The following is a 22,877-nucleotide window of genomic DNA, read 5'->3' as shown; positions in this document are numbered from 1 at the left end:
ACAGCCCGTGGCACGCAACGGCTCGCCGGCTGTGGATTGTTCTGAAATCTCGCCCGGTTCCTGTGGGAACCCGGCCTGCCTGGCCCTGCTCGCGTGTAGGAAGCAGGCTCGCCCGCACTGGAGTGCGTAGCGCTCCTTCGCTTTTTAGGGCCGCTACGCAAACCCGTTTTCTACCTACGACAACGATGCGGTGGGGCTTGAGGCAGCGCCCGCGATAAACAATGTCGTGCAGTTTCCGGCACGCCAGCCTGGCGGGCAAATAAAGCGCGGCCTTTAGCCAGTAATCATCGGCAGGTTCAGGCCCTGTTCCTTGGCGCAATCGATGGCGATCTGATAGCCCGCATCCGCGTGGCGCATCACGCCTGTGGCCGGGTCGTTGTGCAGCACGCGCGCGATCCGCTCGGCCGCTTCGTCGGTGCCATCACACACGATGACCATGCCCGAATGCTGGGAGAAGCCCATGCCGACGCCGCCGCCGTGGTGCAGTGAGACCCAGGTCGCGCCGCTGGCGGTGTTGAGCAGGGCGTTGAGCAGCGGCCAGTCGGACACGGCGTCGGAACCGTCCTGCATCGATTCGGTTTCGCGGTTCGGGCTGGCTACGGAGCCGGAGTCCAGGTGGTCGCGGCCGATCACGATCGGCGCCGACAGCTCACCGCTGCGCACCATTTCGTTGAACGCCAGGCCCAACTTGGCGCGCTGGCCCAGGCCCACCCAGCAGATCCGCGCCGGCAGGCCCTGGAAGGCGATGCGCTCGCGGGCCATGTCCAGCCAGTTGTGCAGGTGGGCATCGTCCGGGATCAGCTCCTTGACCTTGGCGTCGGTTTTGTAGATGTCTTGCGGGTCACCCGACAGCGCCGCCCAGCGGAACGGGCCGATGCCACGGCAGAACAGTGGGCGGATGTAGGCCGGAACGAAACCGGGGAAGTCGAAGGCATTCTCCACACCCTCTTCCTGGGCCATCTGGCGGATGTTGTTGCCGTAGTCGAAGGTCGGCACGCCCATTTTCTGGAAATCCAGCATCGCCTTGACGTGGACGGCCATGGACTGCTTGGCGGCCTTGACCACGGCAGCCGGCTCGGTCTTGGCGCGGGCGCGGTATTCGTCCCAGGTCCAACCGGCAGGCAGGTAGCCATTGAGCGGGTCGTGGGCGCTGGTCTGGTCAGTGACCATGTCCGGGCGCACGCCGCGCTTGACCAGTTCCGGCAGGATCTCGGCGGCGTTGCCCAGCAGCGCGATGGAGATGGCCTTGCCTTCCTTGGTGTACTTGGCGATGCGCGCCAGGGCGTCGTCGAGGTCGCTGGCTTGCTCATCGACGTAACGGCTGCTGAGGCGGAAATCGATGCTCACCTGCTGGCACTCGATGTTCAGCGAGCACGCGCCGGCCAGGGTTGCGGCCAACGGCTGCGCGCCCCCCATGCCGCCCAGGCCTGCGGTCAGCACCCAACGGCCCTTGAGGTTGGCGTCGTAATGCTGGCGACCGGCCTCGACGAAGGTTTCGTAGGTGCCCTGGACGATCCCCTGGCTGCCGATGTAGATCCAGCTGCCGGCGGTCATCTGGCCGTACATGGCCAGGCCCTTGGCGTCGAGTTCGTTGAAGTGCTCCCAGCTCGCCCAGTGCGGCACCAGGTTGGAGTTGGCGATCAACACGCGCGGGGCATTGCTGTGGGTTTTGAACACGCCGACCGGTTTACCCGATTGCACCAGCAGGGTTTCGTCGTCGTTAAGGTTGGTCAGGCTCTCGACGATTTTGTCGTAGCACTCCCAGTTGCGCGCCGCGCGGCCAATGCCACCGTACACCACCAGTTCCTTGGGGTTCTCGGCCACTTGCGGGTCGAGGTTGTTCATCAGCATGCGCAGCGGCGCTTCGGTCAACCAGCTCTTGGCGGTCAGCGTGTTGCCGCGGGCGGCGCGGATTTCAACGTCACGGTACTTCGTAGGCTTTTGGCTATTGTCAGACACGAAAAAACTCCTCAGCAATCAATCCAAACCAACCCGGGCGGCGGGCGAGCAAGCCAGTGCGCAACCACTGCACAACGGCGAATCAGGGGACGATGGTTGAGTCGGCGCGACTCATACGCATACGTCTTTACTTGTACATACAAGCATATGCAATCATGCGGCCAACTTGCAAATCCGAGCTTCAGAAAAGTTCTGGGCAGGGTTGTAGAGCCCGTAGATCAAGGGAGTCTGAGAAATTCAGAGCACGACAAGAGAAATCAACAACGACGAACACGTTGTTACCGAAGCAAGGAAACGCCCCCGAATGGGGCGTTCAGTAACAACCGAGAAGGGCGAGGTAGCAGGTAAACGCAATGGCGGTGAACGATCAAAGTGTTGGCCTGGACTGGTCCGGGCTCCAGAGCCAGAAGGTGTAGCCGTAGTCGCCTTCCAGCTTGGGAAAAATTGCGCCATCACGGAAATACTGCCGCGAACCTTCACGGGCGGGGCTGAACCACCAACCGGCGTGGGGGCACGGCTCGCCGCTGGCTTTGCGCGGCGGGTGCTGCGGCTCGCTGCCCGGCGCGTCGGCCATGGCGTCGGGGTCGCTGTCTTCAAACTCGCCTTCGAGAAGTTCGACGAAGTACCACTTGCAGGGGCGTTCGGTGAAAGAGTGAGCTTGTACTCGGGTACGAGCGTAGAAGTACGACTCTTTAAAGACGCCTTTATAGGGCGATTGCTCAATGAACCTTGCAAGTCCGTTTTCATCGCCCCACAAGCCTGCGCGCCCCAAAGTTTTCAAGGCGTCCAGGCCTATATCATTGAATGTTTTGCATTCTTCCAGCGTTTTCCACATACCTTCGCCGCCTCCGGTCCAGGCAAATTGCAGGGCACCCAGAGGATCATCCTGAGAGACATAAACACCGGTACGTGGCGGAACTTCCCCGGTTTTACCTTCAATATCCATATGCACTTTGAATTTCGGCAAACGAGGAAATTGTTCTTTGAGTTCCTGCCAAATAATCCAGAAAGTTAAATCGCTCCAGTTGCGTTTCATAACTCCGTCAATCATAAAACCGTAGGAAAACACCTCGTTGGCCCGCTCGCGAAACGCTTTCTCCTGTTCTGCGGTGGCCCATTGCATCGAGAACTCGCCCAGCATATGGGCGCATTGATTGGTTCCCGTGATGCCGTAGCACTGGTCGACGCGCTTGGCCATATGCCACATCGTGCTTTGCCTGTAGGCAATCAAGGCTGGAAAACCGCCGGTGCTCCAGTTGGCTGCGGTATCGCGCACGCCCCAGCGTTCGCTGACCATCAGGGGGTCGAGAATCGAACGGCGTTCTAAAAGCATCTCGGCCATAACGATCAACTCTTCGATCTTCGGCAACAACGCGTCCAGGTAACTTTGCGACGAGTAGTAATAGAGCATCGCCGCTTGGCGTTTTTGCCAAAGCGACAGGTGATAAGTCGGGGTCATCGGATAAAGCGGATTCATTTTTTAAACTCCGTTACTTGGCCGGGCAAGTTGGGCAGGCCGAGGCGCACGTTATTAAGTTGGGCATCAAAGTCGGTCATGCCCCAGGCGGTATCAAAGGGGCCGCTGATGGCGGGGTGATTGATTTTTTCGCGCAGGCACTCATAGAACTCCTGCTCTTCTGCCGAAAGGTTCTTGTAACGCTCGTAGTTCATGTCCGGGGCAGGTTCCATGCGACCGGTCTGGCGATCCACGCGGTAGTAGGTCAGGGTGTCGAAGGCTTCAGCGGTGCTTTCGCCGGCGCTGTTGCGGATGAACTTGGCATCGAACTTGAGTTGCTCCCAGCCGCCCTCCAGATAAAGGTCACCTAGTTCGACTTCCCCATCCTTGACCTGGGACGCCGCGGGGCCTTTCCAGACCTTGAGGGTTTCCCCGGCCTTGAGGTCGTACACCACGAACTGGCCATTGACGTTCCAGTCCGGCCACACCGCCAGGTACTTGCGCCAGGCAGACTTGGGGTTGGCTGAATCCATGATTTGTTTGAACACGGCTTCCGTGACCCAGTCCTGGGCACTGGCGACACTGCCGGGGCCTAAGATGCGGTAAAGGCGTTGGGGGCCTTTGAGTTCATCCGCCTCCAAGCCCTTGGCGAAGGTTTGGATCTGCTTATCATCGAGGCGCGGAAATCCTTGGGCGGCTCTTCTGTTTACCTCGTCTATGTAGTCCTTCGGATCGACGGGACTAAACACCCCCGGCTTCCCCCGACTCAACCACCCCGGCAACGGCTTCGCATCCCGCATCAATTTCACCGCCCGCGCCTCGGGCAATCCGCCGTGAAAGTGCACATTCACCGTGTTCAGGATCGCCCGATGCTGCATCAGGTCTTCCATTTCCAGCCGGCGGATCACGATGTCGAGGGCGTCGCGTATCGGTTGTAGCGCTTTGCCGATATGGGCATTGGCCTGTAGGCGCACGGCCTTGACCATGTTCAGGGTTTGCTCGGCCTTGGCGGCGGCCCCGGGGACGTATTTGACTTTGCCCAGTAGGGTGTTGAGCAGGGCAATGCCCCGGTCGAAGGCGTGCAGCAACCTCAAGACGTCTATCTGGTTGCGCACCTTCTTGATGGCGTCAGCCAGTTCCTTGAACACTTGGCCCCACTCCAGGCCACGCCAGTACTTCACCACTTCCTTTTTACGCAGCAGGGTGATGACCCAGGTCATCGCCTCGTCCACGGCCTTCTCCACGGCATGGCCGCCCGAGCGGCGGATGAACAGGAAGAAGATTTTCAGCACGCCCTTGACCAGGGAACCGAGCACCGGAAACAGGCCGATCAGGGTCAGGCACAGGCCGACCCAGGCCCAGGTGTTGCTTTGGTCTTTTTGCAGTTCGCGGCAGTTGGCGACCAAATCGCGCATGTCGCAGACCTGGTCTACCAAGGGCACCATGGAGACCGCCGCGTCGAAGGCGATTTGCCCGGTGCTGCGGTCTTGGTTGAAATCCCCCTGGATCGCCTCCCACACCCAAAGGGCGGTATCGACACTGGCGTCGAAGAGTTTTTCCGGGGCGCCGGTGATGTACGCCAGGGCGACGCGCATGTTGTCGGCGGGGACAGTGGGTTCTGGGGGAGAGGATGGCTGCATGGCACGCACTCGCGCAGGACAAAACGCGATGCTAGCGAGGCAATTTATTGCGCGAAATCAGACCAAACGGACGCGATTGGTGGGAAGTGGACTACGCCAGGTTGCACCTGCCATGGGCGGGTGCTTGAACCCGGATCAGGCTGGGGTCAGTTCGATGATGCAGCACGCACCGTCGCTGGCGATCTCCAACAACTCAACATTACCGTCCACTTGTAGGCAGTCATGACGCCCCAGATGCTCGCGGTTCCCCACCACGGTCAGTGCCAGGTTTTCACTCACGCTGAACACCAGCACGGTGCCCGCCGAGCTGAAGAACCGCTGCTCGCCGCTCAGCCACTGCAAACGGGCGTGGTAGCGCTGGGGGGCGTAGATCAGGTTGAAATCGCGGATCGCCCCCTCAAGCAAGGTGCAGGCAACTTCGCTGGCGCCGCTGAAGGCGAAGGGGTCCAGGGGGCGCAGTGGCCGGGTGGCCTGGCCGTCGACGGTGAGGACCATGCCTGCGCCTTGCAGCACTGTGATGATGCGTTGGTAACCGTTGAAGGTGGAAAACCCGCCCGACTCGCCGATGTCGGCAATCGATAGGCGCCAGCCGAAGCCGTCCAGGCCGGTGCCGGCGTCGCGGGTGATTTCTTCGGTGCTGCCACCGCCGTTTTTCCAGGGCATGCGCGGATAGTCAGCCGCGCGCAGAACCTTCAGGTGGCTCATGGGGTGCTCTTCTTTTCATTTATTTGTGAAAACGCCCTTCCAGGCGATGACGGGAGCCGGGGTGGATCAGGCGCGCCGCCGTCACGGGTTGGCGGCCCGACCAGGTGCGGCGGCGGATCAGCAGGCACGGTTCGCCCGGCTCGATTTGCAGCAGCGCACATTCCTGGGGGTCGGCGAGGATGGCTTCGACCACGTGCTCGCCTTCGGTCAGTGGCGCGACCTGATTCAGGTAGGCGTAGGGGGTTTGCAGGGTGAAGTCCTGGGCGAGGTAGTCCGGCGCGACCAGGGCGTTGACGAAACGGTCCTCGATTTGCACCGGGATGTCGTTCTCGTAATGCACGATCAGCGAGTGGAACACCTTCTGCCCTTCACGCATGTCCAGGGCCACGGCGCGCTCGGAGCCGGCGGCTTCTTCGCCCAGGGTGACGACCTTGCAGGTGTGGCGATGGCCGCGCGAGGCGATCTCATCGGCGATGTTGTGCACTTCAAACAACGCGGACTGGCTCTTGGGCTCGGCGACGAACGTACCGACCCCTTGCATGCGCACCAGCAGGCCATCGGCCGTCATCTCGCGCAGGGCGCGGTTGATGGTCATGCGGCTGAAACCCAGTTGGCTGACCAGTTCGCTCTCGGACGGCACGCGGTAATGGGGCGGCCAGTTTCCGCTTTCGATCTGCTGGGTAATCATCTGCTTGACGCGGGCGTACAAGGGCGCCGGACTGTCACCCATTTGGGCGGCCAGCGGGGAAACGGCAGGCGGAGTCGGCACAGGAAATCCTTGTGAATGATTAAAGGCTGCTAGCTTGCCGGAGTTTACCGGGCAGGCAAACGTCTGTATATGTATATACAAATAATCACGATGGGGTTTTGAACCATGTCCGCCTTCTTTGCCGAACGCGCACTGCTGCCCAGTGGCTGGGCTAACAATGTTCGTTTTGAGGTCAGCGCCGACGGCGTGCTGACCCATATCCAGAGCCAGGCCAGTGCCGACGGCGCCGAGCGCCTGCGCGGGCCGCTGCTGCCGGGGATGCCCAACCTGCACTCCCACGCGTTCCAGCGCGCCATGGCCGGGCTGGCGGAAGTGGCAGGTAACCCCAACGACAGTTTCTGGACCTGGCGCGATTTGATGTACCGCCTCGTCGGCAAGATCAGCCCCGAGCAACTGGGGGTAATCGCCCGCCAGCTGTACATCGAAATGCTCAAGGCCGGCTACACCTCAGTGGCCGAGTTCCACTACGTGCACCACAACCAGGATGGCCAGCCCTATGCCAACCCGGCCGAGCTGTCGCTGCAAATCAGCCAGGCCGCCAGCGCCGCCGGTATCGGCCTGACCCTGCTGCCGGTGCTCTACAGCCACTCAGGCTTTGGCGGCCAGGCGCCGAATGACGGGCAGCGGCGTTTTATCAACAGCACCGAGCGCTACCTCAGGTTGCAGCAAAGCCTGCAACCGCTGCTCGCCGCGAAGCCGGCGCAGGCCCTGGGCCTGTGCTTCCACTCCCTGCGGGCAGTCACGCCGCAGCAAATCAGCGAAGTACTGGCGGCCAGCGACAAGCAGTGCCCGGTGCATATCCACATCGCCGAGCAGCAAAAGGAAGTCGACGATTGCCTGGCCTGGAGCGGCTTGCGCCCGCTGCAATGGTTGTACGAAAACACTGAGGTCGATGGGCGCTGGTGCCTGGTCCACGCCACCCACGCCAACCCGCAGGAAGTCAGCTTGATGGCCAAGAGCCAGGCCATTGCCGGTTTGTGCCTGACCACCGAGGCCAACCTGGGCGACGGGATTTTCCCGGCCGTGGACTTCCTCGCCCAAGGCGGGCGCATGGGTATTGGCTCCGACAGCCATGTGTCGTTGAGCGTGGTGGAGGAATTGCGCTGGCTGGAGTACGGCCAACGCCTGCGCGACCAACGCCGCAACCGCCTGTATCGCGCCGATCAACCGATGGTCGGGCGCACCCTCTACGACGCGGCCCTGGACGGCGGCGCCCAGGCCCTGGGGCAGAACATCGGCGCCCTGGCCGTGGGCAAGCGCGCCGACTGGCTGGTGCTGGACGGCAACGACCCCTATCTGGCGACTGCGGACGGCGACGGCATCCTCAACCGCTGGCTATTCGCCGGCGGCGACCGCCAGGTGCGGGATGTGATGGTCAATGGGCTGTGGGTGATCCGTGATGGGCATCATGCAGGGGAAGAGGACAGCCGCCGCGCCTTTACCCAGGTGTTAAGGCAGTTGCTGGGTTGAACCCACGCCCTGTGTAGCAAGCGGGCTTGCTACGACGGTGGGGTTCTTCGCTCAATGCGAGGTCTTGGCCATCTGCCGGTCCGAGACGCGCCAGATCAGGCGGGTGGTGTCGTAGCCTTGCTGGCGGGCGCGGCTGAGCAGGTCTTCACGCTTGACCGCGTTGATTTCCGGGGTCCGCGACAGCAGCCACAGGTAGCGACGGCTCGGGCTGCCGACGATGGCGGTCTTGTAGTCGTCGCTGACGTACAGCACCCAGTAGTCGCCCTTGGCCACACCCGGCAGCAGCCTGCTGAACCAGGTGTCGAACTCAACCGACAGCTTGTCGGTCTTGCCCGGCACTTGCGGCGAGGCCGTGCCCCGGGCTTCTTCCCATTGCCAGTCCTGGGTCAGGCAGCGGTTGAGCACCGCGACGTTGCCGTCGGGCTTGAGGCTGTAATGGGCTTCGGACTGCGCGCAGTTGCGCTGGAAGTACATGGGTAGGCGCGCCAGTTCATACCAGGCCCCTTGGTAACGCTTGAGGTCAACCTGGTTGACGGTCTTGGGCGCCAACCCGTCATCGCCAGAAGTGGCGCAACCGGCCAAAGCCAGGCCGGCCATAAGAGCTATTACTAACCGCATCATTATTCTTCTCCCGTGGGCGCCAGGCCCCGGATTTACTTCAGGCCTTGCCCGGAGAACATCAACACTTTGTCACCGGCGTACTGCACGCTGATAAAGCTGTTTTTGTCGCCCCAGGTGCAACTGGACATGCCCAGGGCGCCGGAACAGTCGGTGGGTTTGCCCAGCAGGGATTCGACCTCGGCCTTGGGCATGCCCGCCGACAGTTTCGAGTAGTTTTCCTGATTGACCTTGCTGCATGCGGCCAACAACACGCAAAACGCCAGCAACGCGATAGATCGCAACGACATGGTGGAACTCCTGGGGCGAAAGGGGGAGGCATGGCTGCCAACCAGAAGCTTAGAAGAGAAAACCCCCATCTGGTTCCCCGTGTAACTGGGTATTTCTTGAACGGTAACGTCTTCATTTGCCAAATAAATCAGCCACTTCCTGAGGGCTGCGAACATTTCGTCGGTTTTGCCGAAAAACCCCTCACCTTTACCGCACGCCAGACGACATAGAAGCAGCACAAGCCCCCGCAGTGTGGCAAATTGCCTCCCCCCTCTCGCCGACCAGCCTTTGCGGTAGTAAACCTCCATGACCCGAAACATGAAATTCAGCCACAAGATCCTCCTGGCCGCCGCCCTGGTGGTCGCTGTGGCCTTCGCCTGCTTCATCCTGTTCAACGATTACCGCCAGCGCCAGAGCCTGCGCGCCAGTACCGAAACCTCGATGCAGGAACTGGGCAGCCTGACCACCGGCAATATCCAGACCTGGCTGGAAGGCCGCATCCAACTGGCCCAATCCCTGGCCCAGCAGATCGGCGTAGAAGGCGCCACCCCACAAAACCTGGCACGCAGCATCGGCCTGCCCGCCTACACCAGCAATTTCCAGCTCAGCTACTTCGGTGGCCAAGACGGCGCGATGACCTCGGTGCCTACCGGCAACCGCCCAGCCGACTACGACCCGCGCGTACGCGGCTGGTACAAAGCCGCCATTGCCGCCGGGCAAACCATCGTCACCGAACCCTACGTCTCGGCTTCTTCGGGCAAACTGGTCATCACCGTCGCCACCCCGGTGCAGTACCAGAACCAAACCATCGGCGTCAGCGGCGCGGACATCGACCTGAGCAGCGTCAGCGCCATCATCAACTCCCTGGACTTCGACGGTCACGGCCACGCCTTTATCGTCAACGCCCAAGGCAAAGTGTTGATCCACCCGGACAGCAAGTTGCAGCTCAAGACCTTGGCCGAACTCTACCCCGCCGCCACGCCTGCGCTGCGCAGCGGTTTGCAGGAAGTCGAGGTGGATGGCCAGGCGCAATTCATCGCCCTCACCCCGGTCAAAGGCGTGCCGTCCGCCGATTGGTACGTGGCCCTGGTGCTCGACCAAAACACCGCGTTCGCCATGCTTGGCGAGTTCCGCACTTCGGCCATCATCGCCATGGTGATTGCGGTGGTCATCATCATCGCTTTGCTGAGCATGCTGATCCGCCTGCTGATGCAGCCGCTGCTGACCATGGGCCGCGCCATGCACGACATTGCCGAAGGCGAAGGTGACCTGACCCGGCGCCTGACCATTCACGGCCACGACGAGTTCGGCACGCTGGGGGTGTCGTTCAACCGCTTCGTGGAACGCATCCACAGCTCGATCCGCGAAGTGGCCTCGGCCACCGGCCAGGTCAACGAAGTGGCAGTGCGGGTGGTCAGCGCCTCCAACTCGTCGATGCTCAACTCCGACCAGCAGGCCTCGCGCACCAGCAGCGTCGCGGCGGCCATCAACCAGCTCGGCGCCGCGGCCCAGGAAATCGCCCAGAACGCCGCCCTCGCCTCCCAGCACTCCAGCGAGGCGCGCAGCCTGGCCGAGGACGGCCAGCAAGTGGTGGACAAGACCATCGGCGCAATGCAGCAACTGTCGGCGAAAATCAGCGATTCGTGCGGCAACATCGAAACCCTCAACAGCCACACGGTGAACATCGGGCAGATCCTGGAAGTCATCACCAGCATTTCCCAGCAAACCAACCTGCTGGCCCTCAACGCCGCCATCGAGGCGGCCCGCGCCGGTGAGGCCGGGCGTGGCTTCGCGGTAGTCGCCGATGAAGTGCGCAACCTCGCGCACCGCACCCAGGACTCGGCGCAGCAAGTGCAGACAATGATCGAGGAACTGCAAGTCGGCGCCCGCGAAGCGGTCAGCATCATGACCGACAGCCAGCGCCAGAGCGAAACCAGCGTCGGCATCGCCAACCAGGCCGGCGAGCGGTTGGTCAGCGTGACTCAGCGCATCGGCGAGATCGACGGCATGAACCAGTCGGTGGCCACCGCCACCGAAGAGCAGACCTCGGTGGTGGAGTCGATCAACGTCGATATCACTGAAATCAACACCCTGAACCAGGAAGGCGTGGAGAACCTGCAAGCCACCCTGCGCGCCTGCGCCGACTTGGAACAACAAGCGGCGCGGCTCAAGCACTTGGTGGGCAGTTTCAGGATTTGAGCTGAGCGTTAGGGCTCTATCGCGAGCAGGCTCGCTCCCACACAAAAGCTATCCATTGTGGGAGCGAGCCTGGCCTAAAAGCGCGACCCCGGCCCCGCCAGAAACGCCACTTCCTCAGGCGTGCTTGCGCGCCCGAGGATGTCGTTGCGGTGGGGGAAGCGCCCGAACCGAGCGATCACCTGCTGGTGCCGCTGGGCGTAGTCCAGGTTGCTGGCGAACACGGCGCGCTCGTGCGGCGGTTGTTGATCGTGCAGTTGGCTGAAGCGCGAAACCGCTTCGTTCTGCACCGCCAGGTTTTCGCAGTGTTCGAACACCAGGTAGATGAACACGCGGCGGATCGGCGGCAATTGCCGGTCGAAATCCGCGGCAATGCCTTGGGCCACCAGGGCCTGGGCCCGCAGGTCACCGGAAAATGCTTTGGGGGTGTCGCGAAAGATCATGCGTGGCAGTTGATCGAGCAGTAGCACCTGGGCCAGCCAACCCTCGGGACATTGCGTCCACCCGGTCAATTCGCCGGCCAGGGCCTGCTCCACCAGGGCCGCGAAACGCGTGCGCGCTTCAAGGTCCTGGCTGTCACGCTTGCCGAACCATAACTCGCCCTTCTGTGCAGCCACTGCGTTGGGCTGTTCGGCTTCACCGAACCACCATTCAAGCAACGGCTGCCAGGGCGCGGTCATGGTTTATTCCTTGTGGTAGGCCGTCACGCGCTCGACTTCTTCTTTGGAACCGAGGAACACCGCCACCCGCTGGTGCAGGCCTTCTGGCTGGATGTCGAGGATGCGCTGGTGGCCGTCGGTGGACACGCCGCCGGCCTGTTCCACGAGGAACGACATCGGGTTAGCTTCGTACATCAGGCGCAGTTTGCCGGGCTTGGACGGCTCGCGGCTGTCGCGCGGGTACATGAACAGGCCACCGCGGGTCAGGATGCGGTGCACGTCAGCCACCATCGCGGCAACCCAACGCATGTTGTAGTTCTTCTTCAGTGGGCCGCTCTCGCCTTCGAGCAGTTCACTGACGTAGCGCTGGACCGGGGCTTCCCAGTGGCGCTGGTTGGACATGTTGATGGCAAATTCCTGGGTCGCGGCCGGGATGGTGATGTCTTCGTGGGTCAGCACGAAACTGCCCATTTCGCGGTCCAGGGTGAAGCCTTTGACGCCGTCGCCCAGGGTCAGCACCAGCATGGTCTGCGGGCCGTAGATCGCGTAACCGGCGGCGACCTGCTGGGTGCCTGGCTGCAAAAAGGCCTTTTCGTTCAGGGCTTCGTTCTGGCTCAGGTGTTCGTTGGGGCAACGCAGCACCGAGAAAATGGTGCCGACCGGCGCGTTGATGTCGATGTTCGACGAGCCGTCCAGCGGGTCGAACACCAGCAGGTACGCGCCTTTGGGGTATTTGCCGGGGATCTGGTAGGCGTTGTCCATTTCTTCGGACGCCATGCCGGCGAGGTGGCCGCCCCATTCGTTGGCTTCGAGGAGGATTTCGTTGGAAATCACGTCGAGTTTTTTCTGCACTTCGCCCTGCACGTTTTCGGTGCCCATGCTGCCCAGAACACCGCCCAGTGCGCCTTTGGAAACGGCGTGGCTGATTTCCTTGCAGGCGCGCGCCACGACCTCGATCAGGAAGCGCAGATCGGCAGGAGTGTTGTTGCTGCGGGTCTGCTCAATCAAATAGCGACTCAGGGTAACGCGGGACATGGAAGGCTCCGGAGGATGGGGGGCGAAAAACCCGCGCAGTTTAACGCGAGTGCGGGGGCAATTGCTCTTATCAGACGAGATTCAGCGGATTGAGTTCAGATTGGGCGGCCGCCACCATACTTGCCCGAATGCGGGGCACACCTGCGATGGTGGCATGCCTGCCGATAGAGAGGCAGCGGCTATACAGGCCCCATCGCGGGCAGGGCCCGCTGCCACACGGGCCTATTGTTTGCGCAGCAGGCTGAACGCCATACCCGCCAGCGCCAGCACACCCAGCAGCAGGACGGCCCACAGGCTGAGTTTTTTCCAGTCGGTGCCCGCGACAATCGGTAGCGGCTCGGTCAGTGGCCCGGCGACCGGGGCGCTGGCGACCGGCACGCTGGCGTCCACCCGAGCCTGGCCGAGGGTCGCCAGGCGTTCGGGGCGGTAATCGGGAATCAGGGTTTCCAGGCCCAGGCTCGCCGCTTTCGCCGTTGGGCTGCCCAGCGCCAGGGTGTAGGGCCCGGCACCGCGCGCAAGGAACACCACCTGGCTGGGGCGCACCGCCACGTACAGGGCCGGGGCGGCCAGGCCGAGGCCACCGCCGCGGCCGTCCACCGCGAGTTTGAGCTGCTGCACAGCCTGCCCGGGCAACTGCAGTTGGTCCTGCACCACGTCTTGGCCGTTCTGGCTCAGGCGATACAACAAACCGCCCCCCAGCGAGTACCACGGCGCGCTGCTGTCGCGGCGCCCGTAAAGCAGCACCGGGGCCAGGGTATTGGCTTCGCCCATTTCCAGGCGCAAGCGCTCGACACTCAGCGCCACCGGCAGTTGCCAGGTGTATTCGCCGTCCTTGACGCTGCTGCCGGTCAGGCGTTGCGACCACACCAGCGGCTGCGGCAGGCGCGTGCTGCTGGTGCTGCGCACTTGCACCGAGGTGAGCGCCGGCGCCGCTTGCGGGGCGTTCCACAGCAGGCGCAGGTAGCGCGCCGGTTGCCCGGGCAAGCTGACTTCATGCTGTTCGACCCGCTCGTCGGCGAACGACAGCCGTGCCACCTGCCCTTCGCCCCAGGCCCGCCAGCGCTGCAAGTCGTCGCTGGCCTCGATGCTGAACCGCTGGAAGCCGTCGCGATCGGTCCAGTCGAGGATCAACTGCTCCAGCGGTGCCTTGACCGCACTGGTATCGAGCAGCCAACCGCGCAGCACTTCCTCGCCGGCCTCAAGTTCAGTGGACGGCTCCACTTGCACCAAGGTGCCGCTGGCGTTCGACTGCACCCGCACGCTGGGCTTGGCCTCGGCCGCGTCGGCGGCGCTGTACAGCGGGAACCATTTCACCTCGTGCAGGTTGCGCTGTTCATGGGTTTGCGCCGGCTCCCGGGCCACCGCGTAGGCCATCGGCTCACCGGCGGCGTTGAACACCCGCACGTCCGCCAGGTCGCTGTGGCGTGCCAGCATCTGCACGGCCAGCGGCAACTCGAGGCGGTACCACGGGCCGTCGCCGCTCAGGGTCAGGGGTACTTGGGTGGCGAAGTCGCCGGGTTGGTCCTGGGCCTGGGCCTGGGCCGCCAGCGCCAGGCACAGGCCCAGCGCGCCCAGCCATCCGCGGTTCAGCGTTGCAATCAAGACGACACTCCTTGCTTTTCGTTACCCGCGTTGGCGGGCGTTTGCACACGTTTGGGCGGCAGCGGCGCGAAGTAGCCCACCACCAGCAACAGCACACCGACGCCGATAAACGAGACGATGCGGGCCAACCCGCCACGGTTGCTCAGTTCGACAAAAAACAGCTTGGCCACCACCAGCGCGATCAAGGCCGCACCCACCAGCCAGACTTCGCGGCGATGGCGCAAATGGCCGCCGATCATCAAGCCCAGGGCCATGAGGGTCCAGACGATGGACAACCCGGCCTGCACCCGCATCGACGCCAACAGCGCATCCAACTCAAAGGGGACGCCGCTCCACTGATGGGCGCCGCGCATCACCAGCGCGGTGAAGAACGCAAACAGCGACACCCCCACCAACAATTGCCCCAGGCGCTGTGCGTGGTCGGCGCGCAGGCCCCACTGGCCCCACTGGCCCGCCGCGCTGCGCGACCACAGGTACACGCCGAACAGGGCGAACAACAGGCCCAGCTCCAGCGGGTTGAGCAGCGGCACATAAGGCAGCGGCTCGGCGTTGCCCGCGCTAAAGGCGTTGGCCAGCCAGAACCACACCAGCATCAACCCCGCCAGCGGCAGCGCAGCGTACACCCGGTACTCGCGGGCATAGGCCGACACCGGCCACGGCCAGGCCCGGGGCAGCGCCGCCAGCACCAGGTACAGGCTGGGCAACAGCGCCCAACCCAACCAGCGCCAGGCGTTGTACTGCTCGGCCATCAGCACCATGGCGTAGCGCAATTCCAGCGCCAACACGCCGATCAGCAGCCAGCAACCCAGCACATGGGCCGCGCTCAAGGCCCTGGCAGGCAGCATCGGCGCCAGGCGCCGCAGGCTGAGGAAATGCACGGCGAACAGCAGCGGCCAGGCCAGCCAACCAAAGTCCACCGCTGGGTGATAGCCCTCGAAGTAGCCCGCGACCAGCACCACTGCCGCCACCGGCACCCACCCGGTGCACAGCAGGGCCAACATCGGCCAGCGCAACCGCAGCGCCAGCCACGCCCACAGCGCCATGCTCAGGGCCAGCGCCACCAGTAGCAGCGCGGTATGCAGGTCAGTCGGGGCAAAGCGCAGGATTTCGCTGGCCCAGGCCCGGGCCCACCAAAGCGCGCCCCACAACGACAACGCGGCAGACAAACGCGGTAGGTCCAGCGGCTGCCACGCCGTGGCCAAGGTTTGGCGATGCAGGCGCCACGCCCCGATCAGCCCCGCCAGGCCCAAGGCCAGCGGCGCCCAGAAACTGGCGTGGGCCAGCGCCGTGGCGCCTTCCGCCGCCGCCCGCCCCAGCCACGCCGCGAAGAACATCAACCCGGCGCCCACCTGCACCGCCAACGCGCACGCCACAACGGTGCGCGAAGCCAGGCGCAAACCCGCCAGTAAACTCAACAGGCCCAGCAGCGCCCAGCCGATCGTCGTGCCGGGCACCTGGAACAACAGCGGCGCCAACAGGTACACAAAGCCTAGCCCCGCGCCGGCCAGCCCCGGCAGCAACCAGCCTTCCCACACGGCCCGTTGTGGGGGCGCGGCGCGGCGCAGTTGCCAGAAGCTGAACAGCAGCGCCACCCCCAGCAGCAGCGCGCCCAACGGCGGGGCGTCGAGCAGGCTGGTCTGGCCGCCCCGCAGTTCGCTGACAAACGCCAGCGCCGCGCCCGCTTGCAGTAACAAGGCGAAGGCGCGGGCCATGACGCGCTGTTGGCGCAGGCCGAGCCAGACGATCCCGGCGCCCTCCACCGCCCAAGCGGCGGACGTCCAGCGCGCATCCAAACCCAGCGGGATGGCCAGGCTGGCGAAAATCACCCCCAGCGCCAGGCAGGTTTCGCTCAGCAACAAGGCGCGCCCGCCCGCCAGCATCCGGGCCAGCGCCATGTAGACGATCCCCAGCGCCAGGGCGCTGAACGCCGCCGCGAACTCCAAGTGCTGCACCAAGGCGAACTGCAAGCCGAAGCCCACCAGCGGCGGGCCGAATAGCAGCGTGCCGTCGACGTAATCGCCCTTGCGCGCCGCCCACTGCAACAGCGCTGCACGGCTGTCATCGGCCGGGGCACCGGGCATTTCCAGCAACCTGCGGCGGGTGAATAGCAAGCCAATGGCCAGGTACATCAGGAAGAACAGAATCAGGAACGGCTCGGTGCTCCACAGCAGTTCCGGTGTGTAGGCGCGCAGGCCCCACGCCAGGCCGATGCCGAAGGTGCCGACGAAGCCGATCACATTGAGCAGGCGCCAGGCCTTGAACCAGGCGATGGCCAGGATGCCGGTGTTGAGCAACGCGAAATAGCTGAACAGCGCCACGTGGCTACCGGCGCCGGTGGAGGTAAGGATGGGCGCGGCAAAGCCGCCCAGTGCGGCGGCCGCCGCCAGGGCGAGGGCGTCCTGGGTGACCGCCAGAATCGCGCAGAAGACCGTCACCGCCACCAGCAGGCCCAAGGCTGCGGTCGGGTCGATCAACGGGTGCAGGCGCATGGCTGCGAACACCGTGAGATAGAGCACGCCAATCCCCGCGCCCTGGAGCATCACGGCGTATTGGCGGTTGCGCAGGCGCAGCCACCAGCCCAGGCCCAGCAAGCCGAGGGCGACGGCAGCCACCCCGGCGTAGCGCAACTCCAGTGGCACCACCACGCCTTCGGTGGCGTAGCGCAGCAGGAACGCCAGGCCGAGGAACAACAGCAGCACCCCGACCCGCAACACGGTATTGCCGCCCAACAGCCAGTTGCGCGCCGAGGCGATGGCGCGGTCGATCAGGTTGGGTGTACGCGGCGGCGCAGGTTGCTGTGGCGCCGCGGGTTGCCAAGGGTCGGCGGGGGTTGGCTCGGCGGTGGGCAGGTCGGCGGGCAGTTCCCAGACCAGTTCCTGGGCGGGCGCGGTGGGTTCGGGCGCAGCGGCCATGACCGGTTCAGGCTCTACCGGTTCAGGCTCTACCGGTACTGGGGCGGGGGCGGGGGCTTGGACGTCGGCGGCCGGGCTTTCCACCAGGGCCAGGCGTTGCTCCAACGCGGCCAAGGCCTGGCCCTGCACTGCCGCTTGCGCGCCCAGGCGCGAGAGGACGATGGCCTGGCCCAGGCCCAGGCCCAGCAATGCGCCGACCAGGGCTTCGCCGGGCTCCTCGTCGAGCAGCCAGCCCAGCAGCAGGCCGATGAGCATGAACATCCATTGCATGGTGAGATCCCTAGTGGTTCGCGATGTTCTGCACCGACCGGCAGACCGCTATCGCGGGCAGAGCCCGCTCCCACTCAGGGGCAGGGGTACAGGAGCATGGGGCGCAGTGGGGCTGAGTATATCGGCCGCGCCGGGCTTGCCTAGTCCATGGCTTTCCATATGTCGGTGGCGTATTCGCGAATGGTGCGGTCGGACGAAAACCACCCCATACGTGCGCTATTGAGCACCGCCGAGCGCCACCAGGCGTCTGCGTCGTGCCACAGGGCCTCGACGCGCGCCTGGGCATCCCAATAGGCGTCGAAATCTGCACACACTAAGAAACGATCGTAATCGATCAGGCCATCGATCAATGCGGTGTAGCGCGCCGGGTCGTCGTGGGAAAACACACCGCTGCGGATGGCCTGGAGCACGTCGCCCAGGCGCCGGGACGCGGCGATATCGGGCGCGGCGTTGAACGCGCCGTCGCGCTTGCGCTGTTCCACCTGCTGGGCGCTGAGGCCGAAGATGAACATGTGCTCGGCGCCAATGCGCTCGCACATTTCCACGTTGGCGCCGTCCAGGGTACCGATGGTCAGCGCGCCGTTGAGGCCGAATTTCATGTTGCTGGTGCCCGAGGCCTCGAAGCCTGCGGTGGAGATCTGCTCCGACAGGTCCGCCGCCGGGATGATGCTTTCGGCCAGGCTGACGTTGTAGTTGGGCAAGAACACCACTTTGAGCAAGCCGCGCACGGTCGGGTCGTTGTTAATGGTGCGGGCGATGTCGTTGGTCAGTTTGATAATCAACTTGGCCTGGTGGTAGCTGGCGGCGGCCTTGCCGGCAAAGATCTTCACCCGTGGCACCCAGTCCACGCCCGGCTCGGCGCGGATCGCCTGGTACAGGGCCACGGTGTGCAGCAGGTTGAGCAGTTGGCGCTTGTACTCGTGGATGCGCTTGACCTGCACGTCGAACAGCGCCTCGGGGTTGATCGCCACGCCCAGGCGTTCGAGGACGATTTCCGCCAGGGCGCGCTTGCTGTGCAGGCGCTGCTCGGCAAATTGCTTGCGGAATTTGGCTTTTTCGGCGAACGGTTCCAGTTCGATCAGGCGCTGCTCGGCGCTGTCGAGCAGGTCCGGGCCCAGCGCTTGGACCATCAACGCGGTGAGTTGCGGGTTGGCCTGGTACAGCCAGCGGCGGAAGGTGATGCCATTGGTTTTGTTGTTGATGCGTTGCGGGTAGAGCCCGTGCAACTGGGCGAACACGGTGCTGCGCATCAGTTGGGTATGCAGGCCCGACACGCCGTTGACGCTGTGGGAGCCGAGGAACGCCAAGTTGCCCATGCGCACGCGGCGGCCGTTGTCTTCCTCGATCAGCGACACCGCGCGCAGCAGGTCGAAGTCATGGATGCCCTGGGCGCGCAGCGAGTCGATGTGCTGGGCGTTGATGAGGTAGATGATCTGCATGTGCCGCGGCAGCATGCGTTCCATCAGGCCCACGGGCCAGGTTTCCAGCGCCTCGGGCAGCAGGGTGTGGTTGGTGTAGGACAGGGTTTGCACCGTGACCTGCCAGGCCTGGTCCCAGGGGATCTCGTACAGGTCGACCAATTGGCGCATCAACTCGGCCACGGCAATCGAGGGGTGGGTGTCGTTGAGCTGGATCGAGGCATGCTCGCCCAGGCTCAGCACCGAGCCGTGCATGTTCTTGTGGCGGCGCAGCAGGTCCTGGAGCGAGGCCGAAACGAAGAAGTATTCCTGGCGCAGGCGCAGTTCCTGCCCCGCTTCGGTGCTGTCGGCCGGGTAAAGCACCCGGGAGATGCTCTCGGCCCGCGCCACCTCGGCCACGGCGCCGAGGTGGTCGCCGGCATTGAAGCGTTCCAGGTGCAGGTCTTCCATGGCCCGCGCGCGCCACAGGCGCAAAGTATTGACGCTGGCGCCGCGCCAGCCCACCACCGGGGTGTCGTAGGCCACGGCGCGCACGGTTTCGGCCGGCCACCAGACCTGGCGCGGCTCGTCGGTGTCGGCGTCGACCGTTTCCACGGCGCCGCCGAAGCCGATCGGGTAGATCACCTCCGGGCGCTCGAACTCCCACGGGTTGCCGAAGTCCAGCCAGTGCTCGGTCTGCTCCTGCTGCCAGCCATCGACAATCGCCTGGCGGAACAAGCCGTGCTCATAACGGATGCCGTAGCCATGGGCGGCAATGCCCAGGGTCGACATGCTTTCCATGAAACACGCCGCCAACCGCCCCAGGCCGCCGTTGCCCAGCGCCGCGTCCGGTTCCAGCAGGCGGATGCGCTCCAGGTCGACGTTGAGTTCGCCCAGGGCTTCGCGCGCCACTTCCAACAGGCCCAGGTTGCTCAGGCTGTCGTAAAGCAGGCGGCCGATGAGGAATTCCAGGGACAGGTAATAAACGCGCTTCTGGCCCTTGCGGTAGATCTGCCGGGTGTGGTCCATCCAGTGCTCGACCATGTGGTCGCGCGCCGCCAGGGCAATGGCCTCGAACCAGTCGTGGTCGAAGGCGTGATCCGGGTCCTTGCCCACGGCGTACGTCAGTTTGGTCAGGACAGCCTGGCGAAATGCGGCCACGTCTGCTTCGCGAACAACCAGTGGTTCTTGAGTCATCAATAGGACCTCGGGCGAGCATGAAATTGTCTGAGCCTAGACGGTGTGACAGGCACAGGGCGCTCTGGTTCGGCAGTTTCTGTCAGGGGGGGCCGAATAAGCATCTGGGATGCAGGGCGCGTGCCGAATAACTCGCCAATGGGCCGGTCATGGAAAAAAACCGGCGAAAGGTTGTTCAAAAATCCACCACTCCCGGTATGATCGCGCGCCCTGATGCACACGCCGGTATAAAGCCCCACATGATGAAGCCCAACCTGATCGCCGCCGCGGAAATCGACCGACTCGATACCTGGGCCAAATACTCCGCGCCCATGTGCGGCTCCTGCGTGTCCAGCTGCTGCACACTGCCGGTGGAGGTCAAGATCAAGGATCTGATCCGCATCGGCATAGTCGATGAGTTCGAGCGCGGCGACCCGCCGAAGAACATCGCCAAACGCCTGCAAAAAGAAGGGATCGTGGAGCGCTACAACCAGAAGTCCGAGATCTTCACCCTGCAGCGCATGAGCAACAACGACTGCCTGTACTTGGATCGTAAGAGCCGCCTGTGCACCATTTATGACAAGCGCCCGGACACCTGCCGCAACCACCCGAAAATCGGCCCGCGCCCGGGGTACTGCGCCTACAAGCCCAAAGAAGTGGCGCGCCAGACCACCACGCGGGTAATTGAGCGGTTCTGAGGCGCCTCAGAGGCCTTATCGCGGGCACGGCCCGCTCCCACAATCGAAATGCAGCCCCTGTGGGAGCGGGCTTGCCCGCGATAAGGCCCTGAACCCAGCCTACAAATCCAAAGCATAAAAAAACGCCCCCGGCCTTTCGACCGGGGGCGTTTTTCATTCAGCCTGAGTTAACTCAGTTCTTGGCTTTCTTGGCAGCGCGGGTACGCTCGCCTTCGTCCAGGATCTTCTTACGCAGGCGGATCGACTTAGGCGTCACTTCGCACAGTTCGTCGTCCTGGATGAATTCCAGGGCCTGTTCCAGGGTGAAGCGAACAGGTGGAACCAGGGCGATGGTTTCGTCTTTACCCGAAGCACGCATGTTGTCGAGCTTCTTACCTTTGGTTGGGTTGACGCCCATGTCGTTGTCACGGCTGTTCAAGCCAACGATCTGACCGTTGTAGATCTCTTGACCGTGTTCAACGAACAGCTTGCCACGCGCCTGGAGGGTTTCCAGGGAGTAGGTCAGTGCCTTGCCGGTTTCTACCGATACCAGAACACCGTTCTGACGGCCGGACATGTCGCCGGACTTCATGGTGTCGTAGCGATCGAAGATCGAGGTCAGGATGCCAGCACCGTTGGTCAGGGTCAGGAACTGGTTACGGAAACCGATCAGACCACGAGCAGGGATGTTGTATTCCAGACGCACACGGCCTTTGCCATCCGGCACCATGTTGGTCAGGTCGCCCTTACGCAGGCCCATCTCTTCCATGACCTTGCCCTGGGATTCTTCAGGGGTGTCGATGGTGACGTTTTCGAACGGTTCCTGCTTCACGCCGTCAACCTGACGGATGATGACTTCTGGACGACCAACGCCCATTTCGAAGCCTTCGCGACGCATGGTTTCGATCAGTACCGAGAGGTGCAGCTCACCACGGCCGGATACCTTGAACTTGTCGGCCGAGTCGCCTTCTTCAACGCGCAGTGCCACGTTGTACAGCAGCTCTTTGTCCAGACGTTCCTTGATGTTACGGGAAGTCACGAACTTGCCTTCTTTACCGCAGAAAGGCGAGTCGTTGACCTGGAAGGTCATGGAAACGGTTGGCTCGTCAACGGTCAGAGGCTTCATCGCCTCGACATTGTCCGGCTGGCACAGGGTGTCGGAGATGAACAGCGAGTCCATACCGCTGACGCACACGATGTCGCCGGCGAAGGCTTCTTCAACGTCGATGCGGTGCAGGCCGTGGTGACCCATCAGCTTCAGGATACGGCCGTTACGCTTCTTGCCGTCGGCGCCGATAGCCACAACCGGGGTGTTCGGCTTGACGCTGCCACGGGCGATACGGCCAACGCCGATAACACCCAGGAAGCTGTTGTAGTCCAGTGCCGAGATTTGCATCTGGAACGGGCCCTCACGGTCAACAGTCGGCGCCGGTACGTTGTCGACGATCGACTGGTACAGCGGGGTCATGTCTTCGGCCATGTCGGTGTGTTCCAGACCGGCAATGCCGTTCAGGGCCGAGGCGTAGACGACTTTGAAGTCCAGCTGTTCTTCGGTGGCGCCCAGGTTGTCGAACAGGTCGAAGATCTGGTCCAGAACCCAGTCCGGACGTGCGCCCGGACGGTCAACCTTGTTGATGACCACGATTGGACGCAGGCCGGCTTCGAAAGCCTTCTTGGTCACGAAACGGGTTTGCGGCATAGGGCCGTCTTGTGCATCAACCAGCAGCAGAACGGAGTCGACCATCGACATCACACGCTCTACTTCACCGCCGAAGTCGGCGTGGCCCGGGGTGTCCACGATGTTGATGTGGTAGCCGTTCCAGTTGATGGCGGTGTTTTTCGCCAGGATGGTAATACCGCGCTCTTTCTCCTGGTCGTTGGAGTCCATCACGCGCTCGTCGTTGAGCTCGTTGCGCTCCAGGGTGCCGGATTGACGCAAGAGTTTGTCTACCAGGGTGGTTTTACCGTGGTCAACGTGAGCAATGATGGCGATGTTGCGTAGATTTTCGATCACTTGTGTATCTCGATCAGAGGATTCGGTGTGCTGACAGGTCGTGGCAGCGATT

16 protein-coding genes and 1 pseudogene are annotated in these 22,877 nt (G+C 63.4%); 4 read left to right on the top strand and 13 right to left on the bottom strand.

What is annotated here, in order from left to right; all coding sequences use genetic code 11:
- Positions 1-273: 273 nt before the first annotated feature.
- The 5 genes from hutU to hutC all read right to left on the bottom strand — a co-directional run bounded on the left by hutU (position 274) and on the right by hutC (position 6,490).
- Positions 274-1,959, bottom strand: coding sequence for a urocanate hydratase (hutU, locus tag AC19YT_RS01570; RefSeq protein ID WP_095108861.1), 1,686 nt, complete (start codon positions 1,957-1,959; stop codon positions 274-276).
- 367 nt (positions 1,960-2,326) lie between these two features.
- On the bottom strand, positions 2,327-3,370 hold the full coding sequence (locus AC19YT_RS01565; RefSeq protein ID WP_500609607.1) for a hypothetical protein: 1,044 nt from the start codon (positions 3,368-3,370) through the stop codon (positions 2,327-2,329).
- Between the two features lie 62 nt (positions 3,371-3,432).
- Entirely contained in the window at positions 3,433-5,055 is a 1,623-nt protein-coding gene (locus tag AC19YT_RS01560; RefSeq protein ID WP_500609606.1) for a hypothetical protein, read from the bottom strand.
- A gap of 135 nt (positions 5,056-5,190) precedes the next feature.
- Complete coding sequence (locus AC19YT_RS01555) at positions 5,191-5,760, bottom strand: HutD/Ves family protein (RefSeq protein ID WP_500599609.1); 570 nt, start codon at positions 5,758-5,760, stop codon at positions 5,191-5,193.
- A gap of 19 nt (positions 5,761-5,779) precedes the next feature.
- The gene (gene hutC / locus AC19YT_RS01550; protein WP_176465098.1) at positions 5,780-6,490 is read right to left on the bottom strand and encodes a histidine utilization transcriptional repressor HutC; all 711 of its coding nucleotides are present in this window, start codon (positions 6,488-6,490) and stop codon (positions 5,780-5,782) included.
- 144 nt (positions 6,491-6,634) lie between these two features.
- On the opposite strand from hutC, the gene AC19YT_RS01545 reads away from it, so the two are divergent.
- Positions 6,635-7,999: a formimidoylglutamate deiminase gene (locus AC19YT_RS01545; RefSeq protein WP_500599607.1), complete on the top strand. Its 1,365-nt coding sequence runs from the start codon at positions 6,635-6,637 to the stop codon at positions 7,997-7,999.
- Positions 8,000-8,050: 51 nt separating this feature from the next.
- Here the strand turns inward: AC19YT_RS01545 and AC19YT_RS01540 are convergent, their stop codons facing one another.
- Together AC19YT_RS01540 and AC19YT_RS01535 are read right to left on the bottom strand one after the other, a co-directional pair.
- Positions 8,051-8,620: a lipocalin family protein gene (locus AC19YT_RS01540; protein WP_095108855.1), complete on the bottom strand. Its 570-nt coding sequence runs from the start codon at positions 8,618-8,620 to the stop codon at positions 8,051-8,053.
- A gap of 32 nt (positions 8,621-8,652) precedes the next feature.
- Positions 8,653-8,907, bottom strand: a complete 255-nt coding sequence (locus AC19YT_RS01535; protein WP_095108854.1) for a hypothetical protein — start codon at positions 8,905-8,907, stop codon at positions 8,653-8,655.
- Positions 8,908-9,193: 286 nt separating this feature from the next.
- On the opposite strand from AC19YT_RS01535, the pseudogene AC19YT_RS01530 reads away from it, so the two are divergent.
- A pseudogene (locus AC19YT_RS01530) lies at positions 9,194-10,228 on the top strand (HAMP domain-containing protein); the annotation flags it as partial.
- 93 nt (positions 10,229-10,321) lie between these two features.
- Positions 10,322-11,086 (top strand): methyl-accepting chemotaxis protein, encoded by a 765-nt coding sequence (locus AC19YT_RS01525; RefSeq protein ID WP_371856232.1) that lies wholly within the window; start codon positions 10,322-10,324, stop codon positions 11,084-11,086.
- Between the two features lie 74 nt (positions 11,087-11,160).
- Here the strand turns inward: AC19YT_RS01525 and AC19YT_RS01520 are convergent, their stop codons facing one another.
- The 5 genes from AC19YT_RS01520 to AC19YT_RS01500 form a co-directional block, all read right to left on the bottom strand.
- Positions 11,161-11,763: a DUF924 family protein gene (locus AC19YT_RS01520; protein ID WP_500599606.1), complete on the bottom strand. Its 603-nt coding sequence runs from the start codon at positions 11,761-11,763 to the stop codon at positions 11,161-11,163.
- Positions 11,764-11,766: 3 nt separating this feature from the next.
- A complete protein-coding gene (locus tag AC19YT_RS01515) occupies positions 11,767-12,777 on the bottom strand; it encodes a class 1 fructose-bisphosphatase (RefSeq protein WP_095108851.1) in 1,011 nt (336 codons plus the stop codon).
- Between the two features lie 222 nt (positions 12,778-12,999).
- Positions 13,000-14,379, bottom strand: coding sequence for a DUF3999 domain-containing protein (locus tag AC19YT_RS01510; protein ID WP_500599604.1), 1,380 nt, complete (start codon positions 14,377-14,379; stop codon positions 13,000-13,002).
- Positions 14,376-17,561: a DUF2339 domain-containing protein gene (locus tag AC19YT_RS01505; protein WP_500599603.1), complete on the bottom strand. Its 3,186-nt coding sequence runs from the start codon at positions 17,559-17,561 to the stop codon at positions 14,376-14,378. Before AC19YT_RS01505 ends, AC19YT_RS01510 begins: the two co-directional genes overlap by 4 nt.
- A 140-nt stretch (positions 17,562-17,701) precedes the next feature.
- Complete coding sequence (locus tag AC19YT_RS01500; RefSeq protein WP_095108848.1) at positions 17,702-20,155, bottom strand: glycogen/starch/alpha-glucan phosphorylase; 2,454 nt, start codon at positions 20,153-20,155, stop codon at positions 17,702-17,704.
- A gap of 239 nt (positions 20,156-20,394) precedes the next feature.
- Between AC19YT_RS01500 and AC19YT_RS01495 the strand changes: the two genes are divergently transcribed.
- Positions 20,395-20,832, top strand: coding sequence for a YkgJ family cysteine cluster protein (locus AC19YT_RS01495; protein WP_095108847.1), 438 nt, complete (start codon positions 20,395-20,397; stop codon positions 20,830-20,832).
- A gap of 172 nt (positions 20,833-21,004) precedes the next feature.
- Here the strand turns inward: AC19YT_RS01495 and typA are convergent, their stop codons facing one another.
- Complete coding sequence (typA, locus tag AC19YT_RS01490; RefSeq protein ID WP_095108846.1) at positions 21,005-22,825, bottom strand: translational GTPase TypA; 1,821 nt, start codon at positions 22,823-22,825, stop codon at positions 21,005-21,007.
- Between the last annotated feature and the right edge of the window lie 52 nt (positions 22,826-22,877).

The organism is Pseudomonas sp. MF08875, from assembly GCF_059862525.1.
This window is presented reverse-complemented; position numbering and strand designations above follow the sequence as displayed.

Bases quoted from the DNA above. Each gene is read 5' to 3' on its own strand.
- AC19YT_RS01565 (WP_500609607.1), bottom strand. From the start codon at position 3,370: ATGCTCTATTACTACTCGTCGCAAAGTTACCTGGACGCGTTGTTGCCG.
- AC19YT_RS01560 (WP_500609606.1), bottom strand. From the start codon at position 5,055: ATGCAGCCATCCTCTCCCCCAGAACCCACTGTCCCCGCCGACAACATG.
- AC19YT_RS01555 (WP_500599609.1), bottom strand. From the start codon at position 5,760: ATGAGCCACCTGAAGGTTCTGCGCGCGGCTGACTATCCGCGCATGCCC.
- hutC (WP_176465098.1), bottom strand. From the start codon at position 6,490: ATGGGTGACAGTCCGGCGCCCTTGTACGCCCGCGTCAAGCAGATGATT.
- AC19YT_RS01545 (WP_500599607.1), top strand. From the start codon at position 6,635: ATGTCCGCCTTCTTTGCCGAACGCGCACTGCTGCCCAGTGGCTGGGCT.
- AC19YT_RS01540 (WP_095108855.1), bottom strand. From the start codon at position 8,620: ATGATGCGGTTAGTAATAGCTCTTATGGCCGGCCTGGCTTTGGCCGGT.
- AC19YT_RS01535 (WP_095108854.1), bottom strand. From the start codon at position 8,907: ATGTCGTTGCGATCTATCGCGTTGCTGGCGTTTTGCGTGTTGTTGGCC.
- AC19YT_RS01525 (WP_371856232.1), top strand. From the start codon at position 10,322: ATGCTCAACTCCGACCAGCAGGCCTCGCGCACCAGCAGCGTCGCGGCG.
- AC19YT_RS01520 (WP_500599606.1), bottom strand. From the start codon at position 11,763: ATGACCGCGCCCTGGCAGCCGTTGCTTGAATGGTGGTTCGGTGAAGCC.
- AC19YT_RS01515 (WP_095108851.1), bottom strand. From the start codon at position 12,777: ATGTCCCGCGTTACCCTGAGTCGCTATTTGATTGAGCAGACCCGCAGC.
- AC19YT_RS01505 (WP_500599603.1), bottom strand. From the start codon at position 17,561: ATGCAATGGATGTTCATGCTCATCGGCCTGCTGCTGGGCTGGCTGCTC.
- AC19YT_RS01500 (WP_095108848.1), bottom strand. From the start codon at position 20,155: ATGACTCAAGAACCACTGGTTGTTCGCGAAGCAGACGTGGCCGCATTT.
- AC19YT_RS01495 (WP_095108847.1), top strand. From the start codon at position 20,395: ATGATGAAGCCCAACCTGATCGCCGCCGCGGAAATCGACCGACTCGAT.